At 73.5% G+C, this 13,457-nt stretch carries 10 protein-coding genes and 1 pseudogene; 5 read left to right on the top strand and 6 right to left on the bottom strand.

Annotated features, from left to right (window positions below; all coding sequences use genetic code 11):
- Positions 1 to 63 precede the first annotated feature (63 nt).
- The 5 genes and pseudogenes from moeZ to AB0B57_RS33585 all read right to left on the bottom strand — a co-directional run bounded on the left by moeZ (position 64) and on the right by AB0B57_RS33585 (position 5,924).
- Positions 64 to 1,312 (bottom strand): annotated as a pseudogene (gene moeZ / locus AB0B57_RS33605) (adenylyltransferase/sulfurtransferase MoeZ).
- Positions 1,313 to 1,367: 55 nt separating this feature from the next.
- Complete coding sequence (locus AB0B57_RS33600) at positions 1,368 to 2,108, bottom strand: DUF3152 domain-containing protein (protein WP_357079308.1); 741 nt, start codon at positions 2,106 to 2,108, stop codon at positions 1,368 to 1,370.
- Positions 2,109 to 2,284: 176 nt separating this feature from the next.
- Complete coding sequence (locus AB0B57_RS33595; RefSeq protein WP_357079305.1) at positions 2,285 to 3,130, bottom strand: DUF3152 domain-containing protein; 846 nt, start codon at positions 3,128 to 3,130, stop codon at positions 2,285 to 2,287.
- 5 nt (positions 3,131 to 3,135) lie between these two features.
- Positions 3,136 to 4,110: an alpha/beta hydrolase gene (locus tag AB0B57_RS33590; RefSeq protein WP_357079302.1), complete on the bottom strand. Its 975-nt coding sequence runs from the start codon at positions 4,108 to 4,110 to the stop codon at positions 3,136 to 3,138.
- A 23-nt stretch (positions 4,111 to 4,133) separates the two neighbouring features.
- On the bottom strand, positions 4,134 to 5,924 hold the full coding sequence (locus tag AB0B57_RS33585) for a hypothetical protein (RefSeq protein ID WP_357079487.1): 1,791 nt from the start codon (positions 5,922 to 5,924) through the stop codon (positions 4,134 to 4,136).
- Positions 5,925 to 7,918: 1,994 nt separating this feature from the next.
- On the opposite strand from AB0B57_RS33585, the gene AB0B57_RS33580 reads away from it, so the two are divergent.
- The 4 genes from AB0B57_RS33580 (at position 7,919) to AB0B57_RS33565 (ending at position 12,179) form a co-directional block, all read left to right on the top strand.
- Entirely contained in the window at positions 7,919 to 8,557 is a 639-nt protein-coding gene (locus AB0B57_RS33580; RefSeq protein ID WP_030489514.1) for a TetR/AcrR family transcriptional regulator, read from the top strand.
- Between the two features lie 64 nt (positions 8,558 to 8,621).
- Positions 8,622 to 8,849: a DUF3107 domain-containing protein gene (locus tag AB0B57_RS33575; protein WP_357079299.1), complete on the top strand. Its 228-nt coding sequence runs from the start codon at positions 8,622 to 8,624 to the stop codon at positions 8,847 to 8,849.
- A gap of 365 nt (positions 8,850 to 9,214) precedes the next feature.
- Positions 9,215 to 10,915, top strand: coding sequence for a DEAD/DEAH box helicase (locus AB0B57_RS33570; RefSeq protein ID WP_357079296.1), 1,701 nt, complete (start codon positions 9,215 to 9,217; stop codon positions 10,913 to 10,915).
- An 88-nt stretch (positions 10,916 to 11,003) separates the two neighbouring features.
- Complete coding sequence (locus AB0B57_RS33565) at positions 11,004 to 12,179, top strand: SAM-dependent methyltransferase (RefSeq protein WP_357079293.1); 1,176 nt, start codon at positions 11,004 to 11,006, stop codon at positions 12,177 to 12,179.
- 8 nt (positions 12,180 to 12,187) lie between these two features.
- Here AB0B57_RS33565 and AB0B57_RS33560 read toward each other — a convergent pair whose 3' ends face one another.
- Positions 12,188 to 12,640 carry a hypothetical protein gene (locus AB0B57_RS33560; RefSeq protein ID WP_357079290.1) on the bottom strand — a complete coding sequence of 151 codons (453 nt, stop codon included), beginning with the start codon at positions 12,638 to 12,640 and terminating at the stop codon, positions 12,188 to 12,190.
- 249 nt (positions 12,641 to 12,889) lie between these two features.
- Between AB0B57_RS33560 and AB0B57_RS33555 the strand changes: the two genes are divergently transcribed.
- Positions 12,890 to 13,306 carry a helix-turn-helix domain-containing protein gene (locus tag AB0B57_RS33555; protein ID WP_357079287.1) on the top strand — a complete coding sequence of 139 codons (417 nt, stop codon included), beginning with the start codon at positions 12,890 to 12,892 and terminating at the stop codon, positions 13,304 to 13,306.
- The last annotated feature ends 151 nt before the right edge of the window (positions 13,307 to 13,457 follow it).

Below are 13,457 nucleotides of genomic sequence, written 5' to 3'. Positions count from 1 at the left end.
GAGCCGGCGCGGCACGCCGGTCCGCCGAGGCGGCGCGGTGTGCGCCGCCCCGGCGGACGTCGGTCAGTACGCGGGCAGCGACGGGTCGATCTGCTTGATCCAGGAGAGCACGCCGCCCTGTACGTGCACGGCATCCTTGAAGCCGGCCGCCTTGAGGGCGGCGAGCGCCTCCGCCGAGCGGACGCCGGACTTGCAGTGCAGCACGATCTGCCTGTCCTGCGGCAGCTTCGCCAGTGCCTCGCCGGAGATGATGTCGCCCTTGGGGATCAGCGTGGAACCGGGGATGCGGACGATCTCGTACTCGGCCGGCTCCCGGACGTCGACCAGGAAGATGCCCTTGCCGGCGTCCTGCCATTCCTTGAGCTCCAGTGCGGTGATGGTCGAGTCGAGCGTCGCCTCCTGGGCCTCCTCGGAGACCGCGCCGCAGAAGTCCTCGTAGTCTTCCAGCAGGTCGGTGACCGTCGGGTTGTCGCCGCAGAGCGCGCAGTTCGGGTCCTTCCGGACCTTGATCTTGCGGTATTCCATCTCCAGGGCGTCGTAGACCATCAGCCGGCCGACCAGCGGCTCACCGATGCCGGTCAGCAGTTTGATCGCCTCGTTCACCTGGATGGAGCCGATCGAGGCGCAGAGCACGCCGAGCACGCCGCCCTCGGCGCAGGACGGGACCATGCCGGGCGGCGGCGGCTCCGGGTAGAGGCAGCGGTAGCAGGGGCCGTGCTCGGCCCAGAACACCGACGCCTGGCCGTCGAAACGGTAGATCGAGCCCCAGACGTACGGCTTGCCGAGCAGCACCGCCGCGTCGTTGACCATGTAGCGGGTGGCGAAGTTGTCGGTGCCGTCGACGATCAGGTCGTACTGGGCGAAAATCTCCTTGACGTTCTCCCGGTCGAGTGCGGTGTTGTGGATCTCCACCTGGACCAGGGGGTTGATCTCGCGGATCGACGCGGCGGCGGACTCGGCCTTGGACCGGCCGATGTCGGACACGCCGTGGATGATCTGACGCTGGAGGTTGGACTCGTCGACGGTGTCGAAATCGATGATGCCGAGCGTGCCGACACCGGCCGCGGCAAGATACATGAGGGCGGGCGAGCCGAGGCCACCAGCGCCGACGCAGAGCACCCGGGCGTTTTTCAGCCGCTTCTGCCCGGTCACCCCGACATCCGGGATGATCAGGTGGCGTGAGTAGCGGCGGATCTCGTCAACTGTCAGCTCGGCGGCGGGCTCGACGAGCGGGGGCAACGACACGGTGGACTCCCCGGGATCGGCGGTGTGAACCGCGCCATTGTTGCTCGCGGGAGCCCCGCTCGGCCATGAGGGACGACACTGGTCCGCGATGCGGGAGCGGGAATAACCGACGACCCCGCCGATCAGGGGACGATGTCACCCGCGTAGCGACGTCCGTCGACGTACGGCCAGGCGTTGGCGACGCAGCCGTGCAGGCCGTACGTCTGCTGTTGCATCACCGGGGCGGGCTCCCCCGGGCCGGGGCAGGCCTCGTGTTCCTCGCCGAACTCGTGGCCCACCTCGTGGTTGATCACGTAGGTGCGGTAGGTGTCCAGCGGGGCACCGTAGTCGGGGACCGCCTCCATCCAGCGGGCCAGGTTGATGATGACCCGGCCGGGCAGGCGGCAGGAGGTGTAGCGCTCGGTGGTCAACCCGCCCTCGGCGCACATCCGCTCGGACGTGACCGGGGTGGCGAGGTAGATGGTGAAGTCCGCCGCCCCGGCGTCGGCCACCCGTTGCACCCGCAGTTCGTCGGAGGCGATCCAACTGCGCTTGTCGGTCAGCACCTCGTCCACCTTGGCGGCGAACGCGTCGGCGTCCTGGCCGGCGCCACGCTCGACCACCACCCGGTAGCGACGCAGCGGCCCGTCCGTACCCCGCACGGTCGTCTCACCGTCGGCCACCGTGAAGCGTCCCGCTCCGACGGAGGGGTAGCTGCTGGGCGTGGGGTGCGCGAGCCCTCCACCGCCGTGGCCCATCTCGCCCTGGGTGATGGCGACGGGAGGCTCGGCTGACGGGTCACCGCCCCGGTTCAGTGTCACGCCGATGCCGACGGCGAGCACGAGCAGGCCGAGCAGCAGGGTGCGGCGACGTCGCCGGTGCATCCGGACGAGCGTGGGACGCGCACCCTCGTACGCCGGCCGGTCGGGCGGCGGCAAGGGCGGGCCGTAAGGGGACGACGGCGTCATGATGTCGAGCCTGCCAGATTATTCGGGCATATCTCCGTTTTTGCCGCTATTCACGCAAGACGCCTGATGGTGTACGTCGGCCGGCCGCTCGCTCAGAGGGCCGGACCGGCGTAGCGGCGCCCGTCCAGGTACGGCCAGGGGTTGACCCGGCACCCGTTGAGGAAGAGCGTCTGCTGCATCATCACCGGCGCTGGCCGGCCCGCACCCGGGCAGCGCTCGTGCCGGTGCCCGAGTTGGTGACCCACCTCGTGGTTGACCACGTACGTCCGGTAGACCTCCAGCGGCACGCGGGCCGAGACGAGGTGCGGCACGGACAGCCGCCACCGATCCAGGTTGATGATCACCTGACCGGGCGCGCGGCAGGACGTGTACGGCCGACCGTCGACCCGAATGTCCACGCCGCCCCTGGCGCACATCTGACCCGCCGTGCGGGCGGTGGCCAGGTAGACGGTGAAGTCGCGCGGCGCGCCCCCCGGCACCTGTTGCAGCCGCAGGTTGCCGCTGTCCACCCAACTGCCCGGCCCGGCGAGCGCCACCTGGACCGCCTGCGCGAAGTCCGCGACGACCTCGTTGCTGCCCGACTCCACCGCGACCCGGTAACGCCGCAGCTCACCCGCGCGACCCAGCACCGGGCCGGAACGGGCGTCGTAGCCGAATGTGCCGGTGCCGGCGCTCGGCACCGGCCCGGGCGCCCGCAGCACCGGGGACGGGGACGCGGCGGAGGGCGACGGGCCGTCCGACGGCGGCAGCGGCGCGGCGACCAGCGGTGCCGGCGTGGCGACCTCGTCGGCGGCCAACCAGTCGGCAGCGGGCTTCCCACCCGGCCCCTCGGCGATCACGGTCACCGCCGCGCCGATCGCCACCACCACCGCCACCAGTTGGGCGAGCAGCGCGAACCGTCGCCGACGGCGTGCGGAGGAGCGGGCTGAGCTGGGCATCCACCTCAGCCTGCCAGATCGGGCCGTCCGGTGGTGTCCCCCGTTTCGGCGAGCAGGCCGACCACCGCCCGGGCAACCAGGCGGGGGACCTCCAACTGCGCCACATGACCGACGCCGTCGAGCATCATCAACCGGCTGTCCGGGATGACCCGGGCGGTCTGCGGCGCGACCCGCACGTCGACAAGACGATCCTGCCGGCCGCCCACCACCAGGGTCGGTGCGCGTACCGCCTCGGCGAGTCGCCACAGCGACCCCGGCCCCGGCAGGTACGCCCGCAGGAAGCTGGAGACCAGTCCACGGAACGTCCGGACGTACGCGGCGGCGTAGTGCTCCGCCTCGTACCGCACCCGGATCTCCTCCAGTGCCTCAGCCCGGCGCTGGTCGCAGATCCGGCTCAGATCCGCGACGCAGGCCTCCAGCACCTGCTGGGCCATCACCTCGGGAGCGAGTTGGGTGAGGTGCCGGGCGACCAGCCGCTCGCCGCGCGGAATGGCGAGCACCGGCAGCATCCGCCCCTGCAACGAGCGGCGGAAGTCGAGAAACGGCAGGGCCGGCGAGATCAGGGTGAGGGTACGGACCAGGTCCGGCCGGAGCCCGGCGACCTGGACCGCGACCGCGCCGCCCAGCGAGTTGCCGAACAGGTGCACCGGGCCCCGGCCGGTGTGCTCGATCCAGCGGACGACCAGATCCGCGAAGGCCGGAATGGTGTAACGGGGACCCGGCTCGCTACGACCGAAGCCGGGCAGGTCGATGGCCTGACCGTCCAGCCGGTCGGCGAGCAGCCCGGCCAGGTCGGTCCAGTTCTGGGACGACCCGCCCAAACCGTGCACATACAACGCCGGTTCCGCACCCGCGGCGGTGGCCGGGGTGTCCCGCACGTACGTGACCAGGCCGTCGAGGCGGACCTCCCGGCCCGGCCACGGCGGCGGGACCTGGTGGTCGGGGAGCAGGTGGTCCGGCCAGAGGGTGGCGCTTCTCATCGTTCCAGTCTGCCCCGTTCCACTCAGGACAGCAGGGCCTCCAGCCGACGGTTCACCGCCGCCAGCGTCGCCCGGACCACCGCCTGCCGTGGATCACCGGCGACCAGAGCCGAGCCGGCGAGCTGCTCGACCCAGCCCGCACAGACGAGCAGCACCACCACGGTGGCCACCTCGCAGTTGCCGAAGGGCACCACCGCGGCGTGCTCGACGAAACAGCGCCCGCGTTCGGCGTTGTCGGCGTCGCGCAGCAACTCGTCCACCGCGGCGGCCGCCGCCACCGCGCAGAGCCGCAGCACGTAGCCGTCCACCGCCGGCCCGGTCGCGTACCCGGAGGCACTGTCGCCGTCGGCCAGCAGCCGGACCTCCACGTTCGCGTCCAGGCCGAAGGTGCTCACCTGCACGTGGTCGATCACCACCCGCGGCCCCGGCGTGCCGCCGGTGTCCAGCGGTCGGGACGGCGCCGACTCCGTCGTGGTCACCTGACCACCGGAGTACGACGTACCGAGCGTCGCCGGGCTGCCGGTCGCGGCACCGGCCGGTGCGGCCGAGACCGATCCCGGTTCCTCGACCGTGGCGCGACCCCGGTGCGGCGCGTTCGGTCGGCGGCGGCGTGCGGTGTCCGTGCCGGCCGACTGCTCCGAGCCGGCCGGTGTGGCCTCCACCGGGGCACCCGCCGGGTGGGCGGGTGCCGTCGGCTCGGTTGCCCGGACGTCGGCGGCGCGTGGATCCGGACCGGCGTCGCGGGGGGCTGCGCCCAGGGGCTCCGCCGTACGCCGCTCGACGGGTCGGGGCTCGGCCAGGCGTCGGCGAACCGGCGGGGGTGGCGTGGTGGGCAGGCCGGGCACGTTCTGCGGGGCGGCGGCCAACCCCATCCGCTCCTGGAGCAGCCGGGCCACCTGTCGGCTCACCTCGGCCGGGTCGGCGCCGTCGGCCAGGTCCAGTCGCAGACTGTGTGCCCCTGCCGGGGTGCGGCGCAGCGCCGCGTCGCGGACACCGGCGACCTCCCGAACGGCGTCCAGGATGGCGTTGACGTCGAACCCCTCGGGGCGCTCCCGCAGCGGGGCTGGTTCGTCGTCACGGCGCAGGTGGGTGGCGATACGGGCGAGTTCCGGGGTTTCGGCGGGTGGCTCCACGGCTGGCGGCTCCGGCACGACGGGCACGTCCGGTTCCGCGGGGACGCGCTGCGGCAGCACCGCCGCCCTCGGGTCTGGTTGTCGGCCGTCGTCGGCCGGCTCGGTCGACGACGGCGGGTCGGGGGCGGATCGGCGAGCCGCGTAGGGCGAGGTGGAAGCGCCTGCGGGCCGATCCCGACGCCCGGACCCACTCAAGGCGGAGGGCGGGACCGCCGCGGTGGGGGACGACGCGGCGTCGGCGGATGACGGCGCGGTCGAGCGGGGTGGTGCGAGGGGAGGTTCGGGTGTCGCCGGTCGGAGCCGGAACGGTGCGGCCGGCCGGATCTCGGGCCGGGGCAGCCCGGACGGCTCGCCCGCGGCGCCGCCGCCAGTGCCGCTGGACTGGCTGGCCGGCCAGGAGGGGCGCTCGGCGGGCGCGGGCGGAATCCGGCCCTCGGACCAGTCCGGCCGCTCGGCCCGTGGGCCGCTCGCCGTCGGCGAACCGCCGGCCCAGGAGGGGCGCTCCGCTACCAGGGGCGGGGGGCCCGCCGGGGCCAGGGGCGCGTCAGACAGCGTGGGAGTCGACCCGGCCGGTGCCGGGGGTGGCGGGTCGGTCGGGGCGGCGCCGGAGACCCAGGAGGGCCGCGTCGGCGGTGCGCTCGTCGGTGTCGGGTCGGGCCCGCCGGCCCAGGTCGGCAGCACCGGAGGGACGATCGTCGGCGTCGGATCGGACCCGACAGCCCAGGACGACCGCGCCGGCGGCGCGCCGGCGGGCCCGGCGTCGGACCCACCGGCCCAGGACGACCGCGCTGGCGGCGCTGCGCTGGACTCGGGGTCGGACCCACTACCCCAGGACGAGCGCGCTGGCGGCGCACTGGTGGGCTCGGGGTCGGACCCGCCAGCCCACGATGGTCGTACCGACGGAGTGTTGGTCGCCGCCTCGGACCCGCCGGCCCAGGACGGCCGCGCTGGCGGCGCGCTGGCGGGCTCGGGGTCGGACCCGCCAGCCCACGACGGCCGTACCGACGGAATGTTGGTCGCCGCCTCGGACCCGGCGGCCCACGACGGTCGTGCCGGCGCGTTGGCCGGGTCGGATTCCCCGGCCCAGGACGGCCGCACCGGAGGGACGCTCGTGGGCCCGGGGTCGGACCCGCCGGCCCAGGACGGGCGGTCGGCTCGGGGTGCCCCGGTTGCCTCGGACCCGGCCCAGGAGGGGCGGTCAGCCGGCGGGCCGCTGGTCGGCGTGGGGCCGCTGGCCCAGGAGGGGCGCTCGGCGACCGGCGGTGTCATGCCTGCCGAGGACACCGGCGGCCCGCTGGTAGGGGACGGGTCGGCGGGCGGAACGGCGGCCGGCGCGACCCAGGACGGGCGATCGGACGGCGGCGAGCTAATCGGATTGGTGGGGCGCACCGGCGTGGCATCGGACCCGGACCCACCCCGGACCGGGTCGTACCCGCGGGGCCGATCGGCACGCACCGGCTCGTACGGGCGAGGCGACTCGGCGCGCACCGGCTCGTACGGCCGGTGGGGCTCGGCGACCCAATCCGGCGTGGACTCGTCCCGGGCAGCGGGGGCAGCCGGCTCGTCGTCCTGGCGGGACCAGGGCGGAGCCCACCCGCCACCTGAGCTCGGGCGGTTCCAGTTCGGCCCCGACCAGTCCGGCTCGATGGTCGACGATTCCCCGGCGCGCTGCGTTTCCGCTGGCCGGGAGCTGTCCCCGGCGCGGCCTGGATCGGTCGCGTCGGCGTGCCCGGCCGGCCCGGACGTGCGGCCCGGTGCTGGCGCCTGCTCCGGTGGGAGCGGGTCCCGCCAGTCGCGTGGCGCGGCCGGGTCGTCGGCGGCCAGCCGCTCGGTGGTGGGTGCGCGGAAGCCGGGCGGCACCTCGAAACCCGACGCGGCGGTGCCGACGGGCGGCACCTGGACGGCCGGCGGCGCCGAGGTGGGCAGGCCGGGCTCGGCCCAGCGGGCACGGTGGGTGGCCGGATCCACGGTGGAGCGGGTGGCGGGGCCCGTGTCGAGCTCGCCGGCCCCCTGCTCCAGCGCGGGCGCGGGGCGTTGGGCGGGCACCACCAGCCGATCCTCGGGCACCCCGGGCCGACCCTCCGCGGGCAGCCCGGGCGGGGCGCTCACCGGCGTGGGGTGCCCTGCGGATGGTTCGAGGCCGGGATGACGGACGCCGTTGGCGTCGTCCGGGTGGCGCACGCCGTTGGCGTCGTCCGGGTGGCGCACGCCGTTGGCGTCGTCCGGGTGGTGCACGCCGTTGGCGTGGTGGCCGTTGGCGCGGGCCGGCGGAGCGAGGTCACCCGGCTGCCCGACCAGGGGCGACGGCAGGTCGCCGTGTCGACTGGAGGAGGTGCGCCAACCGGACGTGGGGTCGGGTTGCCAGCGCGGCGCCTCGTCTCGGGCATCCTCGCGATCGGCGGCTCGGGGCCACCCACCCGCCGGGGGCGCCCACCCGCTGACGGGACGGCCCGGGTCGTCGTGCTGACCCGCTCCGTCACCGTGCTCTCCCGGGGTGGCGGCTCCGGGTTGCCCTGTTTCACTCACCGCGCGCTCCTTGGTCGCCCCCGCTGAGGCTACCGTGTGCCGAGAGTGGCGATAAGTTACAGCGGCGGAGCATTTCCACGACGGGGGTCACGGGCCTCGCCCGGTCTGGGGGGAAAATGCCGGCTCGTACGGAGAACTCGGAGGATCCCATGACCGCTGCGGGGAACGGTGCACAGACCGCCGGCCGGCCCACCCGCCTGCCCCGCTCCGCGCGCCGTAAGCAGCTTCTCGCTGCGGCGCAGGAGGTGTTCGTCGCGCAGGGCTACCACGCCGCCGCGATGGACGACATCGCCGAGCGGGCCGGGGTTTCCAAGCCGGTGCTCTACCAACACTTTCCCGGAAAGATGGATCTCTACCTGGCGTTGCTCGACACGCACTGTGACGCCATCGTCGCTCAGGTGCAGGATGCGATGCGCGGCACCAGCGACAACAAGGAGCGGGTCAGCGCGTCGGTGCGCGCGTACTTCGACTTCGTCGACCACGAGAGCGAGGCCTTCCGCCTCGTCTTCGAGTCGGACCTGCGCAACGACCCGGCGGTGCGGCAGCGGGTGGAGCGGGTCGAGCAGGGTTGCATCGCGGCGATCACCGACACCATCATCTCGGACACCGGCGTGAGCCGGGCCCACGCCGAGCTGCTCGCCTCCGGGCTCGTCGGCGCGGCGGAGACGGCCGCGCAGTTCTGGCTGGCCGGTGGCCGTCAGGTGCCGAAGGCCGAGGCCGAGGCGTTGGTGGCCGCGTTGTCCTGGCGGGGCATCGCGAGCTTCCCGCTGCAAGGTGAGTCAGCCTGACCGCCGACCCCGTGATCGGATAGCCTTCGCAGGGCGGTTCTTTCGCCCCAGTTGAGGAGGCACAGTGGAGGTCAAGATCGGCGTGCAGTACGCGCCGCGTGAGCTGGTACTGGACAGCGCGCAGTCGCCGGCCGAGATCGAGCAGATCGTGACCGACGCCTTCGCCGGTAACGGCGGCACGCTCTCCCTGACCGACGAGAAGGGCCGACGGGTCATCGTGCCGATCGAGAAGATCGCCTACGTCGAGATCGCCGAGGCGTCGTCCCGCTCGGTCGGCTTCACCGTCCGCTGACCGGTCCGGCCATCGCGGCAGGTCGGCGTTGGCCACCTGCCGCGGGCCGGCCCCGGCCTGGTGCGCCGCTCAGCGGGCCGCCGGTGACCCGCACGGGGTACGCCCCACCCCTCTTCCCTGTGACACAAGTCACGATCGTGGCCCCCGCGTGGCGTCTGGCCGGCGGGGAATCGGGACGAAGCCATGCCTGTTCAGGTAGCATGGAGCAGTTGCCGTGGGCGCCGATCTGATCGAAGCTCAGCCCGCGGCGCGCGTGCGGCCCGGTCCGGCTCGGCAATCTGCCGCCGACCGTGTGGCCCGCGTCATACCGATCGCGCCCTGAGGACATGACGGGCGCACCCACGAGAGGGCACCCCCACATCCACATGAGCGAGCTGACTCAAGATTTGCTGGACGGCCAGGAACTGGCCCCCACCGCCCCGGTTCGACCGGAGGCCCCCACGTTCGCCGCACTCGGCGCCCGCGCCGAGACCGTCGAGGCCCTGGCCTCGGCCGGCATCACCCGCGCGTTCGCCATCCAGGAGTACGCGATCCCGATCGCGCTGCGCGGCGTCGACCTGATCGGTCAGGCGCCCACCGGCACCGGCAAGACCCTCGGCTTCGGCGTGCCACTACTGGACCGGGTCTTCGCGCCGGGCGAGGGCAGCGACGGCGTCCCCCAGGCGCTGGTCGTGGTCCCCACCCGTGAGCTGGGCATCCAGGTCGCCAAGGACCTGGCCGCCGCTGGCCGGACGCGCGGCGTCCGGGTGCTGCCGATCTACGGCGGCGTGGCGTACGAGCCGCAGATCGACGCGCTGCGCAAGGGCGTCGAGATCCTGGTCGGCACCCCGGGCCGTCTGATGGACCTGCAGAAGCAGAAGCACCTCCGTCTGGACCGGGTGCACGCACTCGTCCTCGACGAGGCCGACCGGATGCTCGACCTGGGCTTCCTCGACGACGTCGAGAAGATCCTGGCGATGCTCCCGGAAGACCGCCAGACGATGCTCTTCTCGGCCACCATGCCGGACCCGATCGTCACCCTGTCCCGGCGCTTCCTGCGCCAGCCGATGACGATCCACGCCGGGCACACCGCCGAGACCGGCCCGTCGCCGCAGACCCAGCAGCTGGTCTACCGCACCCACTCGATGAACAAGGTCGAGGTGGTGGCGCGCATCCTCCAGGCGGAGGGGCGTGGGCTGACCATGATCTTCACCCGGACCAAGCGGGCCGCCGACCGGGTCGCCGAGGACCTCGACTTCCGCGGGTTCGCGGTCGCCGCGGTGCACGGTGACCTCGGCCAGGGTGCCCGCGAGCGGGCGCTGCGGGCCTTCCGGGCCGGCAAGATCGACATTCTGGTCGCCACCGACGTGGCGGCCCGCGGGCTGGACGTCACAGGCGTCACCCACGTGATCAATTACGACTGCCCGGAAGACCAGGACACCTACACCCACCGGATCGGTCGCACCGGCCGGGCCGGCGCCACGGGCGTCGCGGTGACCTTCGTCGACTGGGACGACATGCCGCGCTGGCGGATCATCGACAAGACCCTCGGTCTGGAGATGCCGGAGCCGCCGGAGACGTACCACACGTCCCCGCACCTCTACACCGACCTGCACATCTCCACCGAGGTCAGCGGCACGCTGCCCACCGGCGAGCGCACCCGGGCCGGGCTGTCCGCCGAGATCGAAGAGGATCTGGGTGGCACGACCCGCTCCCGCCGGGGCGACAGCGGTGGTCGGGGTCCCCGACGCGGTGAGAGCCGTGGCGAAGGGCGGGGCGAGGGCCGCGGTGAGCGCCGCGGTCGGGGTGACGGTCGCCGGGACCGTTCCGACTCCGGCACGCCGGCCGTCGCCGAGGCGCCCATTGCCGACGCTGCCGAGGAAGGCACCCGTACCCCCCGCCGCCGGCGTCGCCGCCGGGCCGGCGAGGCGGTCGGGAGCGAGCCGACCGCGGTGATCTCCGCGGACGCCGGCCCCGCCGAGCCGGTCACCGCGTCCGACGGCGAGCCGTCGAAGCCGCGCCGCCGTCGCCGCCGTCGTGGTGGCGGTTCCGATTCGGGTACGCCGGCCGAGGCGACCGCCGACTGACCACCAGCCACACCTGACATCCCCCGCACCGCCTCGCGCGGTACGGGGGATGTTCCCTTCTCCCACCCCACCTGCCGAAGATGGAACGATGCCGCAACCACTGGACGCCGCCCTGACCGAGGTTCGGGCGCTGCTGCTCGACCCCGCGCTGACCCGGGCGGTCGCCGCCGGACGTCGACGCGGCCGCCGCCCCACCGTTGAGCGGGCCGAACTGCGGCCGGTGCGGCTCAAGGCCGGCCCCCGGATGCAGATCACCACGTCCGACGGTGCCCGCCCGTACACTCGCAACCTCGCCTCCGGCCCCGAGGCCGCCGCGGCGATCGACGAACTGCTCGCCGAGCCGTTCGGCAACTGGCACGTCGAGACAGCCGACGCGACCCTCCAACTGCGGGTGACCAAGTCCGGCGAGGCACAGGTGCACCGAGCCGCGACGTCCCGGCCGGCGGCGACGCCCACCGGAAACGACCGGACGAAGGAATACCTGCTCGACCCGGGTGACCCGATCTTCGCGGAGATCGGCGGGTCGGCGGCCAAGCGCCGCCAGGTGGACGCGTTCCTCCGTGCCCTCGCCGCGACCCTGCCCGACGAGCTGACCGGGCCGCTGCGGGTGGTCGACCTGGGCTGCGGCAACGCCTACCTGACGTTCGCCGCGTACCGCTACCTGTCCGGCCGAGGGCTCGACGTCCAGCTGATCGGCGTGGACGTCCGGGAGGACCAGCGGCGGCGCAACACCGAGTTGGCGCAGCGACTGGGCTGGGCCGACCGGATCAGCTTCGTGGCCGGCACGATCGCCGACGCCGTCGTCGACCCCGCCCCCGATCTGGTGCTGGCGCTGCACGCCTGCGACACCGCCACCGACGAGGCGCTCGCCCGAGCGGTGCGCTGGGAGGCCCGCTGGGTGCTGGCCGCGCCGTGCTGCCACCACGACCTGGCCAAGCAGCTCCGCGCCCACCCCGCCCCAACCCCGTACGACCTGCTGACCCGGCAGGGCATCCTCCGCGAACGCTTCGCCGACGTGCTCACCGACGCGTTGCGCGCCGGTCTGCTGCGGGTGCACGGGTACCGGGCCGAGGTGGTGGAGTTCGTGGACTCCCAACACACGCCGCGCAACCTGCTGATCCGCGCCCGCCACACCGGCGTCGAGGCGACCGAACCGCAGCGCGCGGAATACCGCGAGCTGGTGGAGCAGTGGCAGGTCACGCCCCGGCTGGCGACGCTGCTGGCCACCGACGGTGAACCGACCACCCCGCAGCCCGCGATCTAGTCGGCACCTTAGCGACGCCGTTCGCCGTCGCCGCGACGATCCCGATCGCTGGTGCGCTCGCCACGGTCGAGGATCGTCACCCGCTCGCCACCGCCGCGCTGGCCGGCCCGCCCGCGGTCGGCCGGTACGGTGGGGAACGGCACCACCTTGCCCGCGCTCTCGGCGTTGCCGGCGGCGGCGAAGGCGTTCCAGGAGATGTCGACGAGCAGCCTCTTCACCTCCGCGTGCCGGATGGCGGCGTTGTGTTGCAACGCCATCCGGGCGCCCAGCACCACGCCGACAAGCGTGCTGGTGATCGCGCCGGTGGCCGCCAGCACCTGTTGGCCGGTCGCGGAGTCGGCGCGGAGCACCATCACCAGCAACCAGATCCAGAACGCGGCGGCGAAGACGCCGGCCTTGGCGACGAAGAAGAGGCTCACCGCACCGGGCTGGTACGGCTGGGGGCGGCTCGAGTCGGCCATGGTGCTCCTCGGCGGTGGTCCGGTCGAACACGGCGGGCGGTCAGACGCCAGGTCGGGACGGGCACCGAGCTTAATAGGGCAGTAATGATGATCGCCCGGTGCGAGTTGCGGTCGGCACACATCCTGGCGGAGAAAAAGTCTCACCCACGGGACAGTTTGTGCGCTCAGTCAATGGTTTCGGCCCTCGGGCGTACTACCCTCGGAAGGCGCATCGTCCCGGCGCTCCGGCAGGGGGAAAGACACACAGGGATGGGATCAGCCGACGCAACACCGCAGATGGCCTTCGCCCGCTTCGTCCGGCGCGCCATCGACGACGCTCGCGACGAACGTGGCTGGACCGTGACCGATCTTGCCGCACACACGGGCGTGGGCCGCTCCACCGTGTTTCGTTGGCTCGCCGGTGACTGGCAGGACTACCCCGAGCTCGCCAAAGTCCGCGGCTTCTGCGCCGCACTGGACCTGCCGGTCGCTGCCGCGTTCCGCGCGCTCGGCCTGCCCGACGCCGGCCCCACGCCCCGCCGACGTCAGGACGACGGCCCCGTCGAGGCCGACGTCCGAGCCATCCTCGATCGACTGGCCGACCCAACGGTCCCCGCCGAGGAGAAGCACCACATCCGCGACCTGCTCCGCTACCTAGCCCGCCGCCCCATCCGCCGAGCCGGCTAACCCCACCCACCCCACCCACCCCCACCCCTCACGCGTTGATCATGAGGTTATTGCCGCGACACGCCGCTTGGGGTCAAGGGGTGAGTGCAATCGTTAGGTAGCGATGAGGTGGTCCAGGCGTTCGGCTGGGGTTGCCCAGTCGAGCGTCTGG

This window comes from Micromonospora sp. NPDC049101, assembly GCF_040648675.1.
GTDB lineage: Bacteria > Actinomycetota > Actinomycetes > Mycobacteriales > Micromonosporaceae > Micromonospora.
The sequence above is the reverse complement of the archived record's forward strand: the minus strand, read 5'-3'. Positions and strand labels throughout refer to the sequence as shown.

Coding starts and splice junctions, on each gene's coding strand:
- AB0B57_RS33600 (WP_357079308.1), bottom strand. CDS start 2,108: ATGCACCGGCGACGTCGCCGCACCCTGCTGCTCGGCCTGCTCGTGCTC.
- AB0B57_RS33595 (WP_357079305.1), bottom strand. CDS start 3,130: ATGCCCAGCTCAGCCCGCTCCTCCGCACGCCGTCGGCGACGGTTCGCG.
- AB0B57_RS33590 (WP_357079302.1), bottom strand. CDS start 4,110: ATGAGAAGCGCCACCCTCTGGCCGGACCACCTGCTCCCCGACCACCAG.
- AB0B57_RS33580 (WP_030489514.1), top strand. CDS start 7,919: ATGACCGCTGCGGGGAACGGTGCACAGACCGCCGGCCGGCCCACCCGC.
- AB0B57_RS33570 (WP_357079296.1), top strand. CDS start 9,215: ATGAGCGAGCTGACTCAAGATTTGCTGGACGGCCAGGAACTGGCCCCC.
- AB0B57_RS33565 (WP_357079293.1), top strand. CDS start 11,004: ATGCCGCAACCACTGGACGCCGCCCTGACCGAGGTTCGGGCGCTGCTG.
- AB0B57_RS33560 (WP_357079290.1), bottom strand. CDS start 12,640: ATGGCCGACTCGAGCCGCCCCCAGCCGTACCAGCCCGGTGCGGTGAGC.
- AB0B57_RS33555 (WP_357079287.1), top strand. CDS start 12,890: ATGGGATCAGCCGACGCAACACCGCAGATGGCCTTCGCCCGCTTCGTC.